Below are 23,661 nucleotides of genomic sequence, written 5' to 3' on the forward strand. Positions count from 1 at the left end.
GGAGATCGACATGTACAAGCAAGGCAGCAATACGTTCAAGTATTTCGTTGGCGTCAACTCACTCGCACAGATCGCCACGCGCGAGGATCGCGTGTGCGTGCTCAACATCCTGGGCGGTGAGTCGTCGGACGTGACGCCCGTGAGTCACGCATTCTCGGGCGGTAACGTCGTATTCGGCACGGCGCCAGGCAAGGGCGGGCAAGTGCTCGCGACGCCGGCCGGCGATATACCCGTGTACAACAACGTTCGTGAGGGGCTGGAGGCGGGACACCGGTTCAACTGCGGCGTCGTCTATCTGCCGCCGTCCGCGGCCCGCGACGGCGTCGCTGAACTGATTCGTGTGAATCCCGAGTTGCGGAAGATTTTCATCATCACCGAGAAGATCGCAGTCCACGACGCCCGCGAAATCCGCGCGATGGGCCAGCAGGCGGGCATCGACATCTTCGGCGCGAACGGCCTCGGCGTCGCCGATTCGTGGAATCGCGTGAGGATCGGCGGAGCGCTCGGCGGTGACAATCCTGACGATTCGTTGCGCAAGGGCTCGATCGCGATCTTCTCCAACTCCGGTGGCTTCAGCACGACGATTGCGCAGTACCTGCGCATGGGTGGCTGGGGCACGTCAACGGTCATCTCGAGCGGCAAGGACGTCTATATCCACTATGCCGCGCCGGAATTCGCGTTCGCGCTCGGCAACGATGCGCGCAGCAAGGCTGCTGTGCTTTACTGCGAACCGGGTGGCTACTACGAGGCCGATGCGGTCTTCACGAAGCCGGTCGTCGCGTGCGTCGTGGGACGGTGGAAGAGCCGCCTCACGCGGGCAGTCGGCCACGCCGGCGCGATGGCCGGCGGCAACGACGATGCGCAAGCCAAGGAACGCTGGTTCATGCAGAAGTTCGGCGTCGAGCGCCTCTTCACGCCGGATGATCCATGCTGCTCGACGAAGGGTGCCGTGGTGACGAACATCGCGCACATCCCGGCCGCGCTGAGCGCCGTGATGCGTGCCAACGCGACGATGCCCGATTTCGAGTCGGAGGGCAGTCTCGCACTCAAGCCGTGGTTCGGCTCCGATCAGGGCATCACGCTGCCGGACGGCCTCGCGATTCCGGTCGTGGAAGCTGTTGCGCCGTATAACGAGCAGGTCCATCAGGTCAATCGACAGATCGGCGTGATCGCTCCGCGCCAGGCGCTCAAGGACGCATCGGGCGCGTCGCAGATGGACGCGAAGACGCAGGTGAGCAGCCTGCACGGCGCGTCGATGCTGGAGGCGGCGACGCGTTCGCTCGAAGCGAACGTCGGCCTTGCCCTGCTGCACGAATTCGGCGGCGAGAATGACGAAAAACTCATCGATGTGGCGATCGCCGCATTCGTCAATCTGCACGGCAGGCCGGAACTCGCGGCGGCGCAGGCAGCACGCGAAGCGGAGAACGCCCCGAATGCAATTCTCGCGGCTGCGGCGTCGATCGTCGGGCCGAAACGTCAGCGCGCGGCGCGGGACGTCACCAGGTGGCTGATCGATCGTTTTGCGGCCGCTGGTCTTGCCGACGCGCTGAATGAAACCTTCGACGTCGCACGCATCGACGCAAGCGGCTGTGAACAGTTCTTCGCCGACTCTCACGATCCGCTCGCCGAAGCAATGCTCGCGGGACTCGCCGCGCGCGGCGCGAAATCGGCGTTCGTCCGCTGGCTGACGTCGCAGCCCGCTCACCCGACCGGCGACGCGGTGCTCGCCGCGATCACGACGACGCTGGCGTGGGGCCCGCTCATGCGCAAGCGTATCTCGCGCGTGACCGCCGAAAGCCTGCCCTGGTGGAGCATGCTATTTGGGACGCTCATCGGTGCATCGGCCGATGCGTCCCGGCATGGCCCGGACGGTTTCTGCGGCTTCTCCACCAACGAATTGCTGAACGAGCGCAGTCTCACCGAAATCAGCTTCGCCGCGCTGCTCAGCCTGAAGCCCGGCCCCGACGACCTGTTCGCCTTCAAAACGCTCGTCGGCCTGCTGCTCACCAACGGTCCGGGTGCGATCTCGGCGCAGGGGGCGAAGGGCGCGGTATCCGCCGACGGTCCGGAAGGCCCCGAGCGCGTGCAGCTCAACAAGGCGCTTGTCGGCTTTCTCTCGCATACCGGCTACACGCACGGCGGGAACGGGTACGAGGGCATCGCGTTCCTGATTGATGCTTTCAAGGAAACAGCGCTGGACAATCCGTCGAAGCCCGGCCACGGCGTGGACCTGCGCTCGCTCGCCGAGCGCTCCGTCGAGCGATACGCGCAGTACAAGGCGCGGCAGAAGCATGCGGGCAGCCTCGACAGCGCGAAGCTTCCGGGCGTGAATCATCCGGTGTTCAAGGACAGACCGGTCAACCACGACCCGCGCGAAGTGTTCATCGCCGACCTGAGCGAGAAGCGCGGTGAATACAACGTGTTCCATGCGTACTACCGCGAGCTGGTGCAGGCGTTGTTCGAGGCAGGCGTCTCGCGCAACGTCTATTGCGTCAATGTCGATGCGGTGATCGCCGCATTGCTGCTGAAGATGCTGTGGCAGCCGCTGCGACGCGGTGAATTCGGCGAGTCCGATCTGGAGACTGCCGCGTTCACGATCTTCCTTTATCCGCGCATGCTCGGCTGCGCGGCGGAAATCGACGATCACCTCAACCGCGGACGCAACATGGACACGCGCACGCCCGCGTCCCAGTGCCGCTTCGTGGCCTGAGCGCGAGTCTTACCGGCGCGGGGCAAGGCAAACACGTGGCTGCTGTGCTTTAGGGCAGTTGCGGGCTTTCTCCCGCGTCCATTAATAACCAGCGGACATCGATCGTTCCGAAAACGACGTTCGCTCGAAATGCCGCACGCGGATTGCCTGCTCGAGCTTGTCGATGGGGCGGCTCAGAGCCGACCACAAGATGTTGACCGCATCGGCGGCCTTCCGGAAGCCACCCAACTATACGACGGCTCGAAACGCCTGCAAATCATCCGGTCGAAGTTGACGCCCACAGGCCATCCTCTGCGTAGTACAGCGGCTATTGTGCATGGTGCAGGCCAAAGCGCCCATCGGACCGACGTTGGAGAGCGCCGACAATTGCTGCTGGACCGAATTGGGAACGTCCGTATTCGGCGCCTATGTATAGAATTCAGTATAGTTTGTTGGCTGCGGATTCGCGTAATGTAGGTGCAGCGCGGACGGCGGCGGGCTGGTTAGCGATCTTCTAGACATAGTTTCGGCATCGGAGTCCAGTGGTGGTCCTACTTCAGGAGACCGCCATGAAAAACGTCCGACTTCCTCAACGCTGCGTCACCAACTGGCTCAACGAGCGGCCCTTGGCGCCTCATGTCGATGCGTTCGTGCAGTACCTGGCGGACTGCGGTTACGCCAATAACAGCTTTGCCCCCTACATACGCAGCATCGATCATTTTGCGCAATGGATTCATCGCCGTCGTGTGGACGTTTGTCGCATCGACGAATCAGTGCTTGCCGAGTTTCTGAGCGAGCACCTTCCATCCTGCCGTTGCGACGGTGTCGTTCCACGCCATCGACCTAGTCTGAGCGCTGCACTAGCGAGGGGCCGATGTGGACCGTTCACGCGACCGTCGAGGTGCAAACGTCCGGAAAGGGGCGTATTGCCGCCTGACCAGAGCCGGTACCTGAATGACGGCAAAGGCCGACTTGGGCAAAGAGACTGCTCCGACCGGTGATGGCGAAAAAGAATGGTGGAAGACAATGTAACTCCCATCAACTCAATGGGAGTCTCTCATGGGAAGCAATCAAAGCCGGGAGCTCTGGAACAAAGGCAAGTTGGTTGGTCAGAAGCCGCCGCTGAAGCCGAAAGACGTCTGGGCAATCCGGATTCACCTCCAGCACGCGCACGCGGTTCGTGATCTAGCGCTATTCAACCTTGCGATCGAAAGCAAGCTGCGCGGGTGCGACCTCGTCAACCTGCATGTCCGCGACGTAACCCACGGCAATCAGATACTGCCGCGCGCGATGATAATGGAGCCTGTCAGATTTTCTGTGTGCCGAGGTCATGAGACGATAACGGAAATAACGTCCTATGACCGAAGCAACCGTGACAAAGAAGAACAGGACCCCGAAGGCACCGAAGCTGTTTCCCGATGAGTTGATCGACCAATTGCTTGCCCAGGTGCAGGGCAAGGATGCTGAGTCGGTCCTGGGCGAATCAGGTCTGGCCGGCCAGCTCAAGAAACGGCTGGCTGAGCGCATGCTCGCGGCCGAGTTGAGCCACCATCTGGAAGCCGAGACCGGGCAAGGCAAGTCCGGCAACCACCGCAACGGCACCAGCCCCAAGACGGTCATCACGCCCAATGGTGAACTGAATCTGGACATTCCGCGTGACCGGCAGGCGACATTCGAGCCGCAGTTGGTGGGCAAGTATCAGCGCCGGCTGCCGGGCTTTGACGATCACGTCATCAGCATGTACGCGCGCGGCATGAGCGTGCGCGAGATTCAGGGCCATTTGCTGGAGCTATATGGCCTACAGGTGTCGCCCGATCTGATTTCGACCGTCACCGACGAGGTGCTGGCCGAAGTCGAACAGTGGCAGCAACGCCCGCTCGAGGCGATGTATCCGATCGTGTATTTCGACGCACTTCGACTGAAGATCCGCGACGAAGGCACGGTCAGGAACAAGGCGGTGTACCTCGCGCTGGGCATTCGGGCCGACGGGCGCAAGGAAGTGCTGGGTTTGTGGATCGAGCAAACCGAAGGTGCCAAGTTCTGGCTGAAGGTCTTCAACGAACTGAAGAACCGCGGCTTGCATGACATTCTGATCGCCGTCGTCGACGGCCTGCGAGGCTTCCCCGAGGCGATCGAAGCGGTGTACCCGGTCGCCCAGATCCAGACCTGCATCGTGCATCTGATCCGCAACTCGCTGAATCTGGCGAACTGGAAGGACCGTAAGCCGTTGGCTGCGGCGCTCAAGCCGATCTATCAGGCCGCCACCGCCGAAGCCGCTGAGGCGGCCCTGCAAGCCTTCTCGCAAAGCGAATGGGGCAAGAAATTCCCAACGGTCGCCGCGATGTGGCAGCGCCAATGGGAACAGGTCATTCCGTTCTTCGCCTATCCGCCGGAGGTACGCAGAATCATATACACGACAAACGCGATCGAAAGCATGCACATGCAGCTTCGCAAGATCGTCAAGAACCGCGGTCACTTCCCCAGCGACGAAGCCGCCAGCAAATTGCTATACCTGGCCTTGCGCAACATCGAAAAGGACTGGAAGATGCCACCTATCACCTGGCGGCAAGCAGTCAATCAGTTCGCCATTCTGTTCGGCGAGCGGTTCACCAGCGCCATCAACTGAGATTTCTAACCGGCCTCAGCACACAAGATTTCTGACACGTCCCTTCTCTGACCAGCGCTCATCAATTGCGGCCCTGCAACCAGCCCGTGGACCTCATTGACAGGTCGAGGTCAGTCCCGGGACGCATCCCGCCTTAGCTTCCCGCTTTCTATCCATGCGAATCATTTCACTCGCTCGCTCTGCGATCATCAATGTTGGCGAGTTGGTGTTGCCCGATGTGATCGTCGGCATGATCGAAGCGTCGACCACCCGTAAGCCGTTCACACCATGCACGCGAAGACGGGAATCGACCACGGAGTCCGGATCGTCCGCCATACCCATTCGGCAGGTTCCGACCGGGTGAAAGATGGTTGTTCCCACGTCGCCGGCCGCATGCCGCAACTCATCTTCGGTCTGGAATTGGATTCCAGGGAGAATTTCCTGTGGCCGAAACCGCTCAAGCGCGGGCGCCGACACAATGCGCCGGGTCAGCCGCAGGGCGTTTGCCGCGACATGACGGTCCTCCTCGGTCGACAGGTAGTTGGGCGCAATTCTCGGTGCCATCGCCGGATCACTCGACGTGATGTGCACGCTGCCCCGTGAGGACGGCCGCAACTGACAAACGGACGCGGTGAACGCGTCGAACGGATGCAACGGTTCTCCAAACCGTTCGAGTGACAGCGGCTGTACATGGTACTGAACGTCAGGTCGCTGGAGCGTTCCATCATTCGGATCCGACTTTGCAAACACGCCGAGCTGCGACGGCGCCATCGCCATCGGCCCACTTCTGAACACTCCATATTCGAGGCCGATCTTGAGTTTGCCCCACCAGTGAGCGCTGAGGGTGTTCAATGTTCGGACGCCCTCCACCTTGAATGCCATGCGCAATTGCAAATGGTCCTGCAGATTCTCGCCGACACCCCGGAGATCCTTGATCACCTCGATGCCGTGCTTTGCCAGCCGATCGGAATTTCCGATTCCAGATAGTTCCAGCAATTGGGGAGAATTGACGGCCCCCGCACAGAGAATCACTTCACGTCGGGCCTTGGCCACGCGCTGCTCGTCTCCGAGACAGAACTCGATTCCTGTGCAGTGACTGTTCTCGAACGTCAGTCGCCGTGTCTGCGCATTCGTGAGAACCGTCAGGTTCCCGCGCTTTGCTGCAGGTCGAAGATAAGCTTTCGACGCATTCCACCGGATGCCGTGTTTTTGATTAACGTCGAAATACCCGACTCCTGTGTTGTCGCCTCTATTGAAATCGTCCGTCGCTGGTATACCTGTCTGTTGCGCGGCTTGGGAAAATGTTTCGAGAATGTCCCATTTCAATCGCTGCTTCTCCACACGCCACGGGCCGCCAGCACCGTGAGCACCACTTGCACCACCATGGAAGTCCTCGCTCTTCCTGAACGTCTCGAGGACAGACTCCCACCGCCATGACGAATCGCCGGCTATGCGCGCCCATTCGTCGTAATCCGCACTCTGACCGCGCATGTAGATCATGCCGTTAATCGACGAGCAGCCGCCAAGGACCCGGCCCCGCGGATAGGCTAACGCCCTGCCGTTCAGCCCTGCCTCAACGCACGTCTTGTAGCGCCAATCGGTCCGCGAATTTCCAATGCAGTAGAGATAGCCGACCGGGATATGAATCCAATGGTAGTCATCCTTTCCACCTGCCTCGATCAGCAGTACCGAGACGTCTCCATCTTCGCTCAAACGGCTTGCGACCACGCACCCCGCCGTACCTGCGCCAATCACGATATAGTCGAATTCACCCACTGACTGCTTCGAACTGGTTCCTTTAATTTTTGCTCCCGACATCTTGCCTCCTTGTATCTGTGCATATCGACCATTGGCCGTTTTGACACCCTGTCGCTCTGACAACTCCGATGCGCGGGTGCCGACAACGTCAGGACGACGCCTGCTTTGCTACGGATCTGGACCGCAACCATTCCATGGTGATAAGCAGCAGACTTGAAAAGACGATAAAAATCGATGCAAGCGCAGCGACCGTGGGCGTGATGTTTTCACGAATCCCGATGAACATCTGAAGCGGGAGCGTTCCCTGCGTCGGGCCGGCGATGAACATGGTGATCACGACGTCGTCCAGCGAGGTAGCAAACGCAAACAGCGCTCCGGAAATCACACCGGGCGCGATGATCGGCAAAGTAACCCGGAAGAACGTTCGGACCGGCGACGCGCCCAGACTCAGGCTGGCCCGTACGTAGTTCTGGTTGAAGCCGGCAAGCGTTGCGTTTACCGTGATCACGACAAACGGCGCGGCGATCACGACATGCCCGAAAATCAGGCCGGCATAGGTCCCGGCCAATCCCCAGCGAGCGAACAACAGATACATCCCCACTCCTGTGACGATCACCGGGACGATCATCGGCGAAATCAGGACGGCGACCAGCAACCCTTTGCCCTTGAAAGACGCCCTGTTCAATCCTAGCGCGGCCAGCGTTCCGAGTATGGTCGCGGCTATCGTAGCGATCGGCGTCACAATGAGGCTGTTGGCTCCGGCGCGTGCCCAGTCCGTCGACGTGAACAGGTCGTGATACCACCTGAACGAAAACCCATGGATCGGATAGACGAGAAACGAGTTCTCGTTAAGCGAAAGCGGGATGATCGCCAGAATAGGCAGAATCAGAAACACAAGAATCAGGACGTTCGCCGATCGCAAGGCGTAATGCCAAACGATTTCCGGCGTCGACACGTAGGGCGCGAAACGCGGCATGCTGGTTTTCATGATGCTAGGCCACCTTTATTTCTGTTCCGACGATCTTTCGATAGAGCGCAAAGAGAATCAGCGTCACGAGAAGGAGAACTGCACCGAGCGCGCACGCCATCCCCCAATTCAGCGCCACGTTGGTGAAATATGCGATGTAGTAGCTGACCATCTGATCACCTGCCCCGCCGAGCAGCGCGGGGGTGATGTAGTAGCCCAGTGCGGTAATGAACACCAGCAGACCACCCGCCCCCACGCCAGGAAGCGTCTGCGGCACGTAGATTTTCCAGAATGCTCCGAAGGGGTGACTCCCCAGCGAAATCGCGGCCTTTGTATAGCTTGCCGGGACAGATTTCATCACGCTGTAGAGCGGCAAAATCATGAATGGCAAGAGGATGTGGGTCATTGCGATCAGCACCCCCGTCCTGTTGAACAGGAGCGGCAACGGTTTCGAAATTACGTGCAACGCCATCAACGCCTTGTTGACGAGGCCCTCGCCCTGCAGAATCACGATCCATGCAGAAATGCGAACGAGGATCGATGTCCAGAACGGCAGAAGCACCAGGATCATCACGAGATTTGCCCTGCGAGCTGGCAGAATTGAGATCCAGTAGGCGAGCGGATAACCCAGCAAAAGCGCCGCGAGCGTCACGAATCCGCTGATCTCAAAGGTCCGCATGAACACGGAGCGATATGCCGATGCGCCGTTATCGACCGGCACGATCCGACCATCGGAACTTTCCCGATAGTCGATCGTGGCAAGGAGATACTGGCTTGTGTAACGGGACGACTCGCTGGCTATCGCCCGCCAGTAACTCGCGTCACCCCAGCGTGGATCGATTTCGATCAGGCGCTTCTTCATCTCCTGCTCGGAAATCGCTGCATCGTTATCGCCGAAGGGCAGCGCGCTGGTCGTCCTGTAAAACAACGAGCGGAAACCATCCTTCTGGCCGTTGAGGCGACCGGCCGCGGTGCCCGCATCGTTATTTCCTCCGTTGCTTTCCACGTCGAGCACCAACGCACGGTAAGCGTCATCGGGAACGGCCGACTTGCCATCCCAATGTCTCAATGCCGAGGTCGTTTTCGGCAATGCATCGACCACCTCGGGATTTTGAACCGATCGCGAGATCATCGACGCAACCGGCATCACAAACACCAGCAGAATAAAGATAGCAAGCGGGGCTACCAGCGCAAACGCTACAATTTCCTTGCGGAATTGCACGACTCGCAGCGACCTCTTGAGCTTACGCGTGTCCCAGCTCTGTTGCTGAGAAGTGATGGTACTCATACATCCTCCCTTTCCGTTACCTGGCGGCCCACGCAGTAAAGCGTTGCTCAAGCGCATCGCCATGGTCGGTCCAAAATTCGACGCTATTAGGAATAGCTGTGTTACCGTTCTGAGCTGAATTAGGGAGCGCTGCCAGAGTCGCGGCGTCAATCAGTTTAAGCGCCGCTTTGTTGGTTGGGCCATACGGGATTTGCTGCGCGAACGCGGCTTGCGGCTGAGGCTTCAGTACATACGAAATGTATTTTTGGGCCGTATCCTTGTTCTTCGAACCTTTCGGAATAACAAAAAAATCCAGTTCGTAGATACTTTGATCCCAGGCAATGGCGAGATTTTTATTCCCTTCACGTTCTGCTGCGTCGATGCGCCCGTTATAAGCAGTCGACATGGCAACATCTCCCGCAATCAGGAACTGCGGAGGCTGAGCGCCAGCTTCCCACCACTGAATATGGGGTTTGAGTTCGTCCATTTTCCTGAACGCCCGCTCGACGCCTGTGGGTGTGCTGAGTACGGTGTAGACATTCTTCGGTGCCACCCCATCCGCCATTAACGCGAACTCCAGGTTATAGCGGGCCTCCTTCTTCATTCCCCGCTTTCCCGGGAATTTCTTCACATCCCAGAAGTCCTTCCAGCCGTGCGGCGTGCTCCTGCTCAGCGCGGGGTTGTACGCGAGTACGGTCGACCAGACAAACGTTCCTGCTGCGCACGGTGTCGCAGCCCCGGCCATCAGGTCACCCTTGCTGGCGATCTTCGACCAGTCGAGCTTCTCGAAGAGACCATCCTGGCAACCACGACCGACGTCTGCCGACTCGACCTCTACGACATCCCACGTGACATTCCTGGCCTCGACCATTGCTTTTACCTTCGCCATCTCGCCCGTGTACTGAATGGCGTTAGTCGCAATGCCGCTCTCCTTCGAGAACGGGTCCACCCATGCCGCCTTTTGAGCATTACCGTCCGCCCCGCCGTAGTTGACGGTCGTGAGCGCTCCGGCAAAAGCCGCAGTTGACAAGCACGCCAGCACCGCGGTGCAGATCATTTTCGAGTTCGATTTCATTGTCTCCTCCAACTGTGTAATGGAAATTGAAAACTTCAGTTCAAGATCTTCAGGTGGTCTTCCCGGAACGAAAGGGAAATCCGGTTCCCCGAATGAACATAGGATTGCCAATCGTTCTCAAGCGGGACTTTCACAAAACACTCTGCTTCTCCGGGACCGCGGCAACGCAGGCGGACGTGGTCACCAAAATAGATTGCGTCGAGTGTTTCAATATGTATGGTATTCGCCCCAGGTGTCAGAGGAGATTCAACGGATAGCCGTTCCGGGCGGATAACTGCCGTCGCCAGGTGTCCGACGTCAGCACTCGCCACATTCAGAGCGCGCACCGTCGTCCCATCGGCGAGGCGCAGGTGGCAGTAGCCACCGTCCCTCGTGACGACAGTGCCCTTCATCCGATTGTTGTCGCCGATGAAATTCGCGACAAAGAGATTTCTGGGCGATTCGTACAGACGATCCACGGTATCGAGCTGCTGAATCACCCCCTGGTCGAACACGGCGACACGGTCGGACATCGTGAGTGCTTCGCTCTGGTCATGCGTGACGTAGACGAACGTCAGTCCGAGCGTCTCATGCAGCGCCTTCAACTCCAGTTGCATGTGTTCGCGCAACTGTTTGTCGAGCGCACCGAGAGGTTCATCCATCAGCACGAGCTGAGGATTGAAAACCAGCGCGCGCGCAAGGGCGACGCGCTGCTGCTGGCCACCTGAGAGCTGGCTGGGCATCCGTTTGCCCAGCTTCTCCATGCCCACCATTTCCAGCGCCCGCTTTACCTTTGCGCCTCTTTCGTCGGCCGGTATTTTCCGAACCTTGAGGGGATATTCCAGATTCTGTGCGACCGTGAGATGGGGAAAGAGTGCATAGTTCTGGAACACCATCCCGATATTGCGTTTATGTGGCGGGACCCGGTTCAGCAGCTGACCATCGAGCCAGATTTCGCCGCCGGTCGGGTACTCGAATCCTGCGAGCATCATCAGGCAAGTCGTTTTCCCCGATCCGGATGGGCCGAGCAAGGTCAGAAACTCGCCTTTCTGGATGTCGAGATTCAGATCTTTGACAACTAGCGTTTCACCATCGTAGGTTTTTTTAACGTGACGGAAGCTCACGAGAGCTTTGGTCTGATCCTGCATGGCTGTCTCCAATATAAAATATTTGTATCCCGCCAAAGCCTCGTACGCTGGGTGTGCTCGCATCGAACAACCCGACGAAACGTCGGCACAACCTTCTCATCACGTGTTGCACACGCTCCTCTGGCACCACGCTTCACGCCGGCATGCTCGGTTCGCCGCACTGCCCGACATAGAAGCCCGTCTAGCTGGGCAGGTACTCTTCAGACCAGCTATCGCCGACCGCATGTTGAGCCAAGAGCATCTCGATCTCCGCATCGCTATACCCGAACTCGCGCAGAACGGCGTGCGTCGACGCACCGAATTTCTCGGCCGGTGGCAATGCACGAATCCGCGCGTGACGTGGACGAATCGCAAAGGGATCGAGCTGCGTGACACATCGGCCACTCGGATGGTCCGCATAGACGCTGAACGAGTAGCTGCCGTTGTCGATACCGGAACGATCGTCGCAAGGCCTGCTGTGGTGCCGGCGCAGATTGACGATGTTGTCCGGGACCGCCGCGGCAATGTTGGCGGCCTGCAATCGGGTCTGCCATATCTCTGCGGAGGCGGTGTCGAGCGCACACGCGAGAAACGCAGCCGGATCCTCGGCGACGGCGATCCCGTTCAGACCGTCCACCCGATCCAGCTTATCCAGCTCACTTTCGCTGGTATCCACATAAACCCAGTTGTCCGCGGCGCGGAAGAAGCGGGACATCGCGCCAGAGCCGCGCACGTCACGACCGGATGGTTCGTCGAACGGGCCGCGGTCCGCATAGTCGTACGCGAACGGAATCTGCACCAGATTGCCAAGCGCAGCGAGAGAGGTTCTGGCTCGCCCGACTTCACCCGTTCTGGCCTTGCGATACAGCGCGGCCGCGACACCCAGTGCAGCCGCGAATCCGCACATGACGTCGATTGTTCCGACGTGAGCATGTTCCTCCGGTGTCTGCATGCCACCGCCAAATCGCACCATGATCCCGGTACATGCCTGGATCAGATCGTCGTAGCCGAGATAGTCGGTCCGCGGCCCGCGTTGCGGACCGCCAAAGCAGTCGAGTTGACAGAAGATCACGCCGGGATTGACGGAACGAAGGCTTGCTTCGTCCAGCCCAAGCGGTGCCAGTTGACGATCAGGAGCGTTCATCACGATCACGTCAACAGACCGCGCAACGCGATTGAACACCTCGCGTCCATCCGGGTGATTCAGATCGACGAGCACGCTGCGTTTTCCACGGGCCGAAGACATCCCGAAGACAACCGTATTCCACGGGTCGTAATTCGGCGCGACAGGGTCGAGTTTGATGACATCGGCGCCGAACCGGCCGAGAAACGATGTCGAATGCGGCCCTGCAATCACGTTGGTCAGATCGAGGACGCGCACCCCGTCGAGCCAGCCCTGCGCGCCTGTCTCCGACGGAGGCGGCAGTTCGGCGCCCTGCTGCTCATCGAGAATGGCCACCGCGTCCTGAAAAGTCACCGGACAGCGGGACTTCGGCGAAAGCATCGATTCGGCACAGTCTTCGAGCCACGAAACCGGTCCGGGTTGCTTCATCGTGCCGTACTCAAGGTCGTCGACATTCACGACCAGACCGGCAGCATTGGCATGAGCATCGTGCAGCCACTCCTGCATGGTACGGTGTGCTGCTCCGGGAAAGCCGCCTTCGCCAAAGATCTTTTCCCACTCGGCTGCGGTTTTCGTACGGAAGACTTCCGTCATGCGCGCCGAAATGCGCTTTGCCCAATGCTCGGGCAACGGATATACCCCTAACGACGCGTCCCCTTCCCATTCGGAAATCGGCAAGTACGGGTCATCAATCCTCGGCAAACCAGCCGCCAGCATTTCGTCATAGAGTCCCATCGCCTGCAGGCAACGCCGCGCGTGCGACCGATGCGATGGGCACACTGCGTAAAACCTCCGACCGTCAGCACACTCGTATGTCCGGTAGAACGGATCGAGATACTCCTGAAGAGCTTCGTACGACAGATCCATCGGAAGATCATTCGAACGACGTCGCTCAATTTCCTTTTCACGCAGAGTCTTGTAGCGCTCGGGATAGTTCTCAATATGAATCGAATTGTAGGAGAGCCCCTCCATCACCGCCGAAGCCAGAGGAACTTCAATTTCGTCCCCCACTCCGGTGTGCTGCCGCGCCTGCAATGCCAGCGCGACTGCCGAGACTGCCAGCATGGTGCCGTAGGCGGACGCAAGCGGCAAGGGCGAGAAACTTGGATTGATTCCCATCAGTACGCGGTTCTGCCCCATGTCCGAGAACACGCCCGAAGCGGAAGCGATAATCGGCTCGAAGGCCCGCCATTCGCGACGCAACTGGTCGTTACTGGCGAAACCCGGCATTGAAAGTGTGATCAACTGCGGGCGTTCTTCACGCAGCTTCGCGAAATCGAGGCCCAGCCGCGTCAGCACGCCAGGCCGGAAATTTTCAATAACGATGTCCGCACGTCGGACGAGACCCTTGGCTTCTTCCAGCCCCTTCCCGGCCTTCAGGTCGAGCCGCATGCAATACTTGTTGCGGTTCAGTACCGCATTCGCCGGGCTATCCCAGAGCGGCCCAGCAGGCGGGTCGACATGAATAACGGTGGCGCCAAGGTCCGCGAGGATCATCGCGACAGCGGGACCTGCAATGTACTGGCCGAAATCGATAACTTTCACGCCGCTAAACGGCAATTGCTTGTTCTTTCCCATAATCTAGCGAGTCGCCTCCAAACTGGTCGCATCGCGCGACCTTCCATCATCGTGTTGTGGGTAAACCCCGTGACTGCCAACCGTACGCGTTGAGATGCGTGTTGGACGGCGATCAGACTGGATGGAGGCAACTTTCTGCCAGAAGCAATAGTGGGTAAAGCAATAAAAATAATGATGGTGGGTCTATTTTTTTTATGGCTGATGCAATCGTGGAGGACGACTGCGGGCCGCGGCATCGCGCTCTGCCCCGGACACGCGAGGCCGCCCCGAAGTCAGTGTCGCGCGTGCGCTTCCTGCGCCTGTGCGCTTAACCATGCGACGAACGCAGCCGCGTGAGGGTTAACGATGCTGTGCTGGGAGTAGACCAGGTAGAACGCCTCACTGGTAGGAAGGCGGGGTTTTAGCGGCGCGATCAGTTGTCCGGAAACCAGCATGTGCTCAACGAGAGATGACCGGGCGAGTGCAACGCCCTGGCCGAGTTCAGCGAACTTGAGCGCAGAAATCAGCGTATCGAACTGCATCCCCTTCGACGAGTCGATTTTCGATGCACCGGCTCTCTTGAGCCAGTATCCCCACCCCTCCTCGTAGCCCAGCACGTGGAGAAGTTCGTGATGCGCGAGATCCTTCGGCGAGGAGAGAGGCGCTTTGGGAGAAGGTAACCCGGGAGCACACACGGGCAGCAGCGCGTCCCAGGTCAGTCGCTCGGCACGCAGGCCGGTCCATTTCCCATGGCCGTAGCGGATCTCCAGATCGGCCTCGACATCGGTGACACTGCTATCGCCTCCCCAGATATTGCTCGTGATGCGCAGATTGACATTCGGATACCGCTCGCGGAAATCCGGCAGTCGCCATGAGAGCCAGTGCGTGAAAAACACGAGGCTGACACGCACGGTCAATATTTTCAGGTGGCCTTGCCCGAAAATTTCGTCTGTGGCGGCAGCGAGGCGCTCGATCGCTTCGTGGACGACCGGCAGATATGCGAGTCCCGCCTCGGTCAATTCGATGCCGCGCGGCAGGCGCTTGAACAATGCCGTGCCAAGCTGGGATTCGAGTCCCTTCACCTGCTGGCTCACGGCCGCCTGGGTGAGATTCAACTCGGTCGCAGCGTGAGTGAAGCTTAGGTGTCGGGCCGACGACTCAAACGCACGCAGCCAATTGAGCGGTGGAAGTCGTTTCATCTTGCGAATCGCGATAGCGGAGCGAGAGGCGACCGGAAATGTCGGTATTCTATTGCGCCGGTGCTCTCCGGGTCGCGCGGTGGACGAACTTGCATGTGACAACATGAGTATCGATAGGTCACATACCTGCTGTACCTGCGGCCCCGATTATGGCACGTCCATGGCATGACACGGAGTTTGATATAACGAATGGTCGGGTCGATGGCGATCAAGATCTGTTTGCGCGAACGAAACGCGACCGATACAAATCCGATGCAGAGTTCGAGTGTGAACGGCAGAACCGGACCTCCAAATGGAAGCCAGACTCCAACCGCGGTCGTGTATGGCCGGCAGAGACCCAAACCATCTCCTTCAGCAAACTTGCAAAAGCAGGCTGTCTCATCGGCTGAAAAGAGCAGCCTGCTCCGAGCCCCAGGCCAATTTGATTCGGGGAGTGGCAGACCGTAGCGCTGCCACTCCCAACTCGCTCTGTTCGAGGCCGCAGAGCCCGGTAGTCGCTGCAGGGCGAGTACTTGCAACGACGTTCCGTGCGCCGGGACATGCACCTTGCTTATTTGGCGGTCGGCATCGCGAATTCAGCGCCCTTGTCAATGCTCGATGACCAGCGCTGCATGACCGACTTCTGCCGCGTATAGAAGCGCACACCTTCCTCGCCGTAAGCATGCATATCGCCAAACAGACTTTTCTTCCAGCCGCCGAAGCCGTGCCATGCCATAGGCACGGGAATCGGCACGTTAATGCCAACCATGCCGACCTGAATGCGTCGCGCGAATTCGCGGGCGATGCCGCCGTCGCTGGTGTAGCAGGACACGCCGTTCCCGAACTCATGCGCGTTTATAAGGCTCACCGCCTCACCAAAATCCTTCACACGAACGCACGCCAATACCGGTCCAAAAATTTCTTCCCTGTAGATACGCATGTCCGGCGTCACGTGGTCGAATAGTGTACCGCCGGTAAAAAAACCCTTCTCGCGGCCCGGCACGCGAATGCCGCGTCCGTCGACGACCAGTTGGGCGCCCTCCTGCACGCCCTGCTCGATGTACCCCTCGATGCGCTGCAGCGCCACGCCGGTGACGATCGGCCCCATTTCGACTTCAGGCGACATACCGTCGCCGATTACGAGGTTCCGCGCACGCTCAGCCAGTGCTGGCACGATGCGATCGGCGACGTCGCCGACCAGCATCGCGACGCTGATCGCCATGCAGCGCTCACCGGCTGATCCATAGGCAGCGCCGATCAGTGCGTCGACCGCCTGATCGAGATTGGCATCGGGCATCACGACGAGGTGATTCTTCGCGCCACCGAGCGCCTGAACGCGCTTGCCGTGCTGCACGCCGCGCTGCTGCACGTAAGCGGCGATGGGCGTCGAACCAACGAAGCTGACGGCCTGCACGTCCGGATGGTCGAGCAGCGCGTCGACCGCCAGCTTGCCGCCCTGAACGACGTTGAACACGCCGCGCGGCAAGCCAGCCCGGGTCAGCAGATCTGCGATGAACAACGCCGCCGACGGATCGCGCTCGCTCGGCTTCAGCACGAACGTATTGCCCGCCGCGATCGCGACGGGGAACATCCAGCACGGCACCATGCACGGGAAGTTGAACGGCGTGATGCCGGCCACGACGCCGAGCGGCTGACGCATCGTCCAGTTGTCCATGCCGGTGCTGACCTGATCGCTGTAGTCGCCCTTGAGCAGTTGCGGAATCCCGCATGCAAACTCGATGATGTCGATGCCGCGCGCGACTTCGCCGTGCGCGTCGGAGAACACCTTGCCATGCTCGGCGGTGATGATCGCCGCAAGCGTATCGTGATGCTCGTTCATCAGTTGCAGGAAACGGTGCATCACGCGGGCGCGTCGGATCGGCGGCGTGTTTGACCATGCAGGAAAGGCGGCTTGCGCTGCGGCAACCGCATGCTGCACTTCTTCCTCGTCGGCGAGCGCGACGCGACGTGCCGCCTGGCCGGCCGCGGGATTGAACACGTCCTGGAAGCGGCCGCTGCGGCCAGGCAGTCGTTCGCCATTGATGTAGTGGCCGACGTCGTCGGTCGAAGTGAAGGCGGGTACTGGATTCATCGTGTCGTCTCCTGATAGGGAAGGCCCCAGTCTAGGCAAACGACGCAGGCAGGAGAAGACCGGTATGATTGATTCACTGTTCAGAATACTGAATAATGGCCGGATGAATCCACAAAATATCCAGGCGCTTTGGCCGCACATCCATTCGCTGACGGTGCTCGCCATGACCGGGAGTTTCACGGCCGCCGCGCAGCGGCTAGGCATCAGTAAGGCTGCGATGAGCCAGCGCATCGCCGATCTCGAGGAGGCCGCCGGCGTGCCGCTCGTGCGTCGGACGACGCGCAGCGTGCGGCTCACAGAAGCAGGGCAGACGCTCGTCGACAGTACACGCGAGGCCTACGAGACGATCGAGGTAAACTTCGCGCGCGTGAAGGATCTGGCCGGCGAGCCGCGCGGCCTCGTGCGCGTCACAGCGCCCGTTGCGCTCGGCCGGCAGCAGATCGTGCCGTTGCTGCCGGCGTTCATCGAGCGATATCCCGGGGTGCGGATCGAGCTGGAGCTGTCGGACCGGCTGTTTTCGCTGTCCCAGGAGGGCTTCGACGTCGCGATTCGTCATACAACGACCGCGCCGCAGACGCACGTGGCCTGGACGTTGTGCGAGACGCGCTCGCTGCTCGTCGCGAGCCAGGAGTATCTGGCGCGGCGCGGTACGCCCGAACATCCGAACGCCCTCGTCAATCACGACTGCCTGTGCTATCTACGCGGCAACGAGCCGACAGCATGGAGCTTCGAGCCGCGCGACCGGCGGAAAAGCCGGGTCAGCGTGCCGGTGCACGGCTGCTTCGCGGCGAACAACAGCGAGGCGATGCGGGAAGCTGCGCTCGGCGGGCTCGGGATCGCGCTGCTGCCTGATTTCAGCGCGCAGCGCGACATCGACGCCGGCAATCTCGTGCCGCTGCTCGGCGCGTGGCATCCGTCGGGCGCATTCGGCGATCGTATCTTCGCGATCCGGCCATACAGCCCGATCGTGCCGAGCGCGGTGCGCGCACTGGTGGAGTATCTACGCGAGCGATTATCCGGAGGATTTTAATTGCCTTGGACAGCCAACCATTTGCCAGCACTACGTCGAAGTCGGGGCAGGAACTCATGACGACTCGAATCCGCGCCCCGTCATCACAGGCCGAGCGCAAAGAACTGACACACGCTTCTGGAATTTCGCGGTCCACTACCTGCGCACAGGAACGTCTGGCGCCAAACTGCGAAAGTCGAACGGCGCCGTGAACCCTTGGTGCCGGTGGCGCTGCTCGTCCCGATCGCGAGGCGAAAAAGCCGTCCCAGCGAAGCGATACGTCTGAATTTGGACATTATGCCTGTAATGTTGAAATTCGATGGCGGCAATACGACAATCACCCCACGACACCCCGCATTCCGTCCCGAGTCCACCTATCGCCCATGAAGACTGCGCTCCTCGCCCCACGCCGTCTGGACGCGCTGGACCTGCCGCCGGATCTGGACGGCCGTGACGGCACCAACCGGGCCCGCGGTCACGCGCAGATCGCGGCCCGTGACGACCTCGCCGCAGTGCGCGCGTGGCTCGCCCGCGTCGCCGACAAAAAGACCACCTTCGAGAATTACCGCAAGGAAGCCGAACGGCTGCTGCTATGGGCGATCGTGCAACTGGGCAAACCGCTGTCGTCGCTCACGCACGAAGACCTGCTGCTGTTCCGCGAATTCCTCAGGGATCCGCAGCCGCGCGCGCGCTGGGTCGCCGACGGCGGGCGCAAGTACCCGCGCCATGATCCGCGGTGGCGGCCGTTCTACCGGACGCTGCGGCCGAGCAGCCAGTACCAGGCGATGGTGATCATCAACGCGCTCTTCGCGTGGCTCGTCGAAGCCGGCTATCTGGCGGGCAACCCGCTGTCGCTGTCCCGGCAGCGCACCCGCCGCTCAAAGCCACGCATCACGCGCTACCTCGACCGCGAACTGTGGAACGAAGTGAAGCTCCATATCGACAGCCTGCCGAAGGACACCCCGCGCGAGCGCGAGTGCTACCTGCGCGCACGGTGGCTGTTCACGCTGTTCTATCTCGGCGGCCTGCGTATCTCGGAGGTCGGCGGCAATACGATGGGCGGTTTCTTCTGCCGGCGCGATGCCGTCGGCCACGAGCGCTGGTGGCTCGACGTGCTGGGCAAGGGCGACAAGGAGGGGCTGGTGCCCGCCTCCGCGGAAATGATGGTCGAGCTCGGGCGCTACCGGCGCGAACGCGGCCTGTCCGCCCTGCCCTCCCGGCATGAGGACACGCCGCTCGTGCTGCCGCTGGGCAGATCGATGAAGCCGCTGACGCGCGCCGCGCTGCATACCATCGTCAAGGGCATTTTTGCCGGTGCAGCCGGGCGGCTCCGGCTGCGCGGCGACAGCTTCACGGGCCAGGCGGATCTCCTCGAACAGGCCTCGGCACACTGGTTGCGCCATACCGCAGGCTCACACATGGCCGACGGCGGCGCTGATCTACGAACCGTGCGCGACAATCTCCGCCATGCATCACTGACGAGCACGAACCCCTACCTGCATACACCCGAGGACGAGCGTCATCGGGAAACAGAAGAAAAGCACCGGATAGGCTGGCGGGTCCCGACTGACAGCCCATGACGGGTGGCTGGAAACGTAATGCGCCAACTTTGGGACGCGCGTCAGCGTCGCATCGTCAGCGAACGCGTGCTCTCGACCCACTCGCGCCGGTCGCGCTGTCTGGGGCTCAACAGCAGGTAACTGTGCGGTCCGGTCATCCAAGCCGGCTTCTCGCGGACGGCGGTTCTTGAGGTTTGTTCGTTCTTGAGGTTTATCAACGCCTGCCCGCACGCGCCGTCGCGCGTCCCCGAGCCCGCGGACATGGGCAGACGTCGAACAAACCTCAAGAGTATCAGACATGGCGTCTTCAATGAATGGCATAAAAGGTGGCATATACGACCTTGGAAACATGCCTTTCCCGGGCTTTTGGACGCGACGACCTATTGCATTCGCCCGCCTTCGCCAACATTAAAAAATGGCGCCCAGAATATCGGATGCGCGAATTTTGGGTTGCGCTCGTCATCGAGCAGGGAAAGCATCGCGCGGCGCAGCGCTTCGGCGCGTCCGATCTCGGGTCTCGCGACAAGTGTCTGCATTGCACGCGTCATCAATTCGACCGTCGCTGCCGAATTGACGGACCAGTGGCTGACCAGCAATGCACGGCTGCCAGCATAGAGAAATGCCTTAGCGAGCCCCGACAAGCCCTCGGCCCCTACAGGGCCTTCCGGCGCGGCCGTGTTGCAGGCCGATAGCAGAACCCAGTCGGCGTCGAGTTTGAGTGTGGCGACATCGCTCGCGCTCAACAAGCCATTGTCCTTTGGCGCTGCCACTCGCGGCGGCGTGAGGACCAGTGCCGGTTCGGCCTGTCCTTCGAAATTGCCGGCGACGAGCGCGTGTGTCGCGAACGAGACGATACGAAACTGCGCAAGATCGGTCTGCATGACGACCGGTTTCGTCGCACGAGCGCCGAAATAGAGATCCGCCGTGCTCGCGTGCAGTGCTTTCGCAATCGCCGTGAGCTCGGTACGGGTATCCGGAAGTGGCTTGAGCGTCGTGCGCAACATCGACGGATCGACGTTCGTGACGAGTGCATCGTTCAGCACGCCACGCGCTGTCGTACCCGTGCCCGTCAGAACCGGATCGCCGAAGCCGACGAAGGGTTTGTGCGCTTGCGAACGGCGCGCCACCGAACGCAGCGAGACGAACGAACTGACCGATGGTTCGATCGAAAATGCGAAACGGCGCACAAAAAAGTTTAGTGAGCGATAGTCGGCGCTCACGTTAGGCGGATTGGTCGCGGGTTCTGTGAGAAGCAAGGAAAGCGGCAGGCTTTGCATGCGCTTGTCGACAACGGCGACGATGTGCCGGACGGTTTTTAGCTCGCTTTCGAATGGTAGAAAAAGACTCCTGTAAAGCAGGTATGCGTTAGCAACGTCGAATACAGGCGGCGCTGCGCCCGCCCGAATACGGGAGAAATCGAGCCCTGCCCTGATCGAGTCAACCGCCTCGCCCAATTGATGCGCCGTCATGTCGGTGCGCGCGAAGTCGAGCGCATCGCGTGTGACCAGAAACACATAGGTCGCCTTGCTGGATGTCACCTGCAAGAACAGCGCCTCATCCTCGGCCAGCAAGGACTGCACCGCGCTTGCCGGCACGGCGCCTGGATTGGTCAACTCCGCGTAGCCTGGATACTGATTGCGAAGCTGATCGTCCAGTTGCTCGATCTTCATATTCAATCGCGCGAGCGCCGCGCGATCCTGCTGTTCTTTCGCAGGACTCGATTCTACGATGCGCGCCTGACTGAGGCTATCGACGACGGTGCGATCCAGCGCGCGCCATTGCTCGACTGCGTCCTGCCGTTCGCGGACGACGCTCTTGAGTTCGCTATCGCCGGCGCTGACGCGCACCGCCATCTGGCTCACCGCGCCCGACGTGCCACTCACGTGCGGCAATTGCGCGACTTCGAACATCTCTCTCAACAACGCATCGTTGGCAAGCGGCCCGTTTGCCACGCCGACTTCGAGAAACGCTTCAAACAGCCCCCGTCCGCGCCGCTCTTCGCCGATCGCCGCAGCCGATAGCGATTGCCGGGCGACATCGAGTCGACGCCTGGCGATGCCGACCGCTTCGCGCGAAGCCGCAAGCGCTTCCTGCGGCCGGCCCTGCGCGAGGCGCAGCCTCGCCAGCTCCGAGAGGCTTTCCGCGAGGCCGGCCGGCGTCGAAGCGTTGTCCTTGCGGCGAATCCCAATGGCTTGATTCAGGGCGCGGTCTGCATCGTCGAGACGACTTTGCTGTCGAAAGATACTGGCGAGGTCCGTCAAGCCGGGCGGCAAGTCGGAAGACTGCGCGCCTCGAACGCGCGTCATCAAGGCCAACGCCTCGCCGTATGTCCTTTCTGCGCCGGTCAGATCGCCGGCACGATGCTGCGCGAGCGCGAGGTCCGCACTGGCATAACCACGCGTCAGATCCCACTGACCGTGCAAGCTGTCGTAGATCGCAAGCGCCGCGTGTGCCTGTTCGATCGCTTCATCGGTGCGGCGTCCTTCGCTGAGCAGCGACGAGTACTCAAGGCGCGTGGCCGCAACCTGGGGATCATTCGCTCCGAGACGGGTCGTGAAGATATCGATCGCGCGTCCGTAGTAGCGCTCGGACTGTTCGAATTGGCCAAGATCCTGATACACGATCGCAAGACAATGCGCGACGCGCCCCACCATCGGACTATCGTCACCCAGCGTGCGCCGGTAAATGGCCAACGTCTCCGTGTAAATACGCTCGGCCTCGACGGCTTGCCGGCGCAACAGAGCAACCCAGCCGAGCTTGTAGAGAATCAACGCACGTATCGGCGAATCCGTGGATCCCGTCGAGTCGGCGAGGAGCAATGCCTTGTCGAGCCGTTTTTTTGCAGCATCGAGCCGCGAGTTTGAGATATCGATTTGCGCAAGCGTGTAATCCGCCTGCGCGAGCTTCGAGGCATCGACGGCTTGTTGACTCGCCAGTATCCGCTGTGCGGTCAGCGCCTCGTTCGTCGCCTGCGGCAGCAATTCCGCGCTGACGTGCGCCTGCGCGAGGTCCAGATAAGCGAGCGCCGTCTCGACACTGTTCTCGCCGTGCATCACGCGATTTGCACGCAACGCTTCCGCGAACCAGGTCGCAGCCTTGTCGAATTGTGACAACTCGAGGTACGACAAGCCGACGTCCCGCGCGAGTTGCGCACTGAATTCAGCGTCGCGTCCATTGCGTTTGGCGACGATCGCATAAGCGGTCTCGAAGAGCGGTGTCGCTTGCCGATAGTCGCCTTTGTGAGCGTCGATGGACGCCATCCTTCTCAACATCGTCGCGTAGTCGATCGAATCGCGGCCTCTGGCGTCCGCCATGATGTCAACTGCCTCACGTGAAAGGCCCGTCGCTGCCTCGAACCGCTGCAGACGATCGTTCAATGCTGCGAGGTCGTCGAGGATAAACCCGACATACGCATGACTCGGACCGTATTGCGCGCGTGCCAGTATAAGCGCACGCTCGTCGAGTTCAATGGCCTGCTCATATTGGCCTCTCGCGGCTAGCTCGCCCGAGCGCTTTTTGAGGTCGAGCGCCCTTTCCTTTTCAGCTGCGACTGTCGATAGCTCCGTCGTGCCGTTGCGATCGGCTTGCGCGTGAACCTGAGCGGCGCACACGCAAAGGACGCACGCCAATGCGCGCGTATAACAGAGAAAGGCGCGGCGCGAACCGATCATGATTG

Annotated in this window: 13 protein-coding genes and 2 pseudogenes; 5 read left to right on the forward strand and 10 right to left on the reverse strand. The window is 60.6% G+C overall.

The annotated features are described in order from the left end of the window. The first annotated feature begins 10 nt into the window (after window positions 1-10). Window positions 11-2,710 (forward strand): CoA-binding protein, encoded by a 2,700-nt coding sequence (locus B0G80_RS23585; protein WP_116123683.1) that lies wholly within the window; start codon window positions 11-13, stop codon window positions 2,708-2,710. 87 nt (window positions 2,711-2,797) lie between these two features. Here the strand turns inward: B0G80_RS23585 and B0G80_RS47105 are convergent. Further along, a pseudogene (locus tag B0G80_RS47105) lies at window positions 2,798-2,991 on the reverse strand (LysR family transcriptional regulator); the annotation flags it as partial. Between the two features lie 757 nt (window positions 2,992-3,748). On the opposite strand from B0G80_RS47105, the pseudogene B0G80_RS23595 reads away from it, so the two are divergent. Both B0G80_RS23595 and B0G80_RS23600 read left to right on the forward strand, forming a co-directional pair. After that, window positions 3,749-4,009, forward strand: a pseudogene (locus B0G80_RS23595) (integrase); the annotation flags it as partial. 37 nt (window positions 4,010-4,046) lie between these two features. Continuing rightward, window positions 4,047-5,315, forward strand: a complete 1,269-nt coding sequence (locus B0G80_RS23600) for an IS256 family transposase (RefSeq protein ID WP_220377484.1) — start codon at window positions 4,047-4,049, stop codon at window positions 5,313-5,315. Between the two features lie 93 nt (window positions 5,316-5,408). On the opposite strand, the gene B0G80_RS23605 is transcribed toward B0G80_RS23600, so the two are convergent. The 8 genes from B0G80_RS23605 to B0G80_RS23640 all read right to left on the reverse strand — a co-directional run bounded on the left by B0G80_RS23605 (window position 5,409) and on the right by B0G80_RS23640 (window position 17,417). Beyond that, window positions 5,409-7,112 carry a GMC family oxidoreductase gene (locus B0G80_RS23605; RefSeq protein WP_116120128.1) on the reverse strand — a complete coding sequence of 568 codons (1,704 nt, stop codon included), beginning with the start codon at window positions 7,110-7,112 and terminating at the stop codon, window positions 5,409-5,411. 88 nt (window positions 7,113-7,200) lie between these two features. Continuing rightward, a complete protein-coding gene (locus B0G80_RS23610; RefSeq protein WP_116120130.1) occupies window positions 7,201-8,040 on the reverse strand; it encodes an ABC transporter permease in 840 nt (279 codons plus the stop codon). A gap of 4 nt (window positions 8,041-8,044) precedes the next feature. Beyond that, entirely contained in the window at window positions 8,045-9,307 is a 1,263-nt protein-coding gene (locus tag B0G80_RS23615; protein ID WP_116120132.1) for an ABC transporter permease, read from the reverse strand. 16 nt (window positions 9,308-9,323) lie between these two features. Continuing rightward, window positions 9,324-10,343, reverse strand: a complete 1,020-nt coding sequence (locus B0G80_RS23620; protein ID WP_258879214.1) for an ABC transporter substrate-binding protein — start codon at window positions 10,341-10,343, stop codon at window positions 9,324-9,326. 53 nt (window positions 10,344-10,396) lie between these two features. Further along, complete coding sequence (locus tag B0G80_RS23625; protein ID WP_116120136.1) at window positions 10,397-11,488, reverse strand: ABC transporter ATP-binding protein; 1,092 nt, start codon at window positions 11,486-11,488, stop codon at window positions 10,397-10,399. Window positions 11,489-11,669: 181 nt separating this feature from the next. Then, window positions 11,670-14,168, reverse strand: a complete 2,499-nt coding sequence (locus B0G80_RS23630) for a CoA transferase (RefSeq protein WP_116120138.1) — start codon at window positions 14,166-14,168, stop codon at window positions 11,670-11,672. A gap of 272 nt (window positions 14,169-14,440) precedes the next feature. Next, window positions 14,441-15,346 carry a LysR substrate-binding domain-containing protein gene (locus B0G80_RS23635; RefSeq protein WP_116120140.1) on the reverse strand — a complete coding sequence of 302 codons (906 nt, stop codon included), beginning with the start codon at window positions 15,344-15,346 and terminating at the stop codon, window positions 14,441-14,443. A gap of 550 nt (window positions 15,347-15,896) precedes the next feature. After that, a complete protein-coding gene (locus B0G80_RS23640; protein WP_116120142.1) occupies window positions 15,897-17,417 on the reverse strand; it encodes a CoA-acylating methylmalonate-semialdehyde dehydrogenase in 1,521 nt (506 codons plus the stop codon). A 64-nt stretch (window positions 17,418-17,481) separates the two neighbouring features. On the opposite strand from B0G80_RS23640, the gene B0G80_RS23645 reads away from it, so the two are divergent. Both B0G80_RS23645 and B0G80_RS23650 read left to right on the forward strand, forming a co-directional pair. Next, window positions 17,482-18,447, forward strand: coding sequence for a LysR family transcriptional regulator (locus B0G80_RS23645; protein ID WP_258879000.1), 966 nt, complete (start codon window positions 17,482-17,484; stop codon window positions 18,445-18,447). A 362-nt stretch (window positions 18,448-18,809) separates the two neighbouring features. After that, window positions 18,810-20,006: a tyrosine-type recombinase/integrase gene (locus B0G80_RS23650; protein ID WP_116120144.1), complete on the forward strand. Its 1,197-nt coding sequence runs from the start codon at window positions 18,810-18,812 to the stop codon at window positions 20,004-20,006. Between the two features lie 359 nt (window positions 20,007-20,365). On the opposite strand, the gene B0G80_RS23660 is transcribed toward B0G80_RS23650, so the two are convergent. Further along, on the reverse strand, window positions 20,366-23,656 hold the full coding sequence (locus B0G80_RS23660; protein WP_181920041.1) for a tetratricopeptide repeat protein: 3,291 nt from the start codon (window positions 23,654-23,656) through the stop codon (window positions 20,366-20,368). Between the last annotated feature and the right edge of the window lie 5 nt (window positions 23,657-23,661).

Source organism: Paraburkholderia sp. BL6669N2 (assembly GCF_003387275.1).
Taxonomy (GTDB): domain Bacteria; phylum Pseudomonadota; class Gammaproteobacteria; order Burkholderiales; family Burkholderiaceae; genus Paraburkholderia.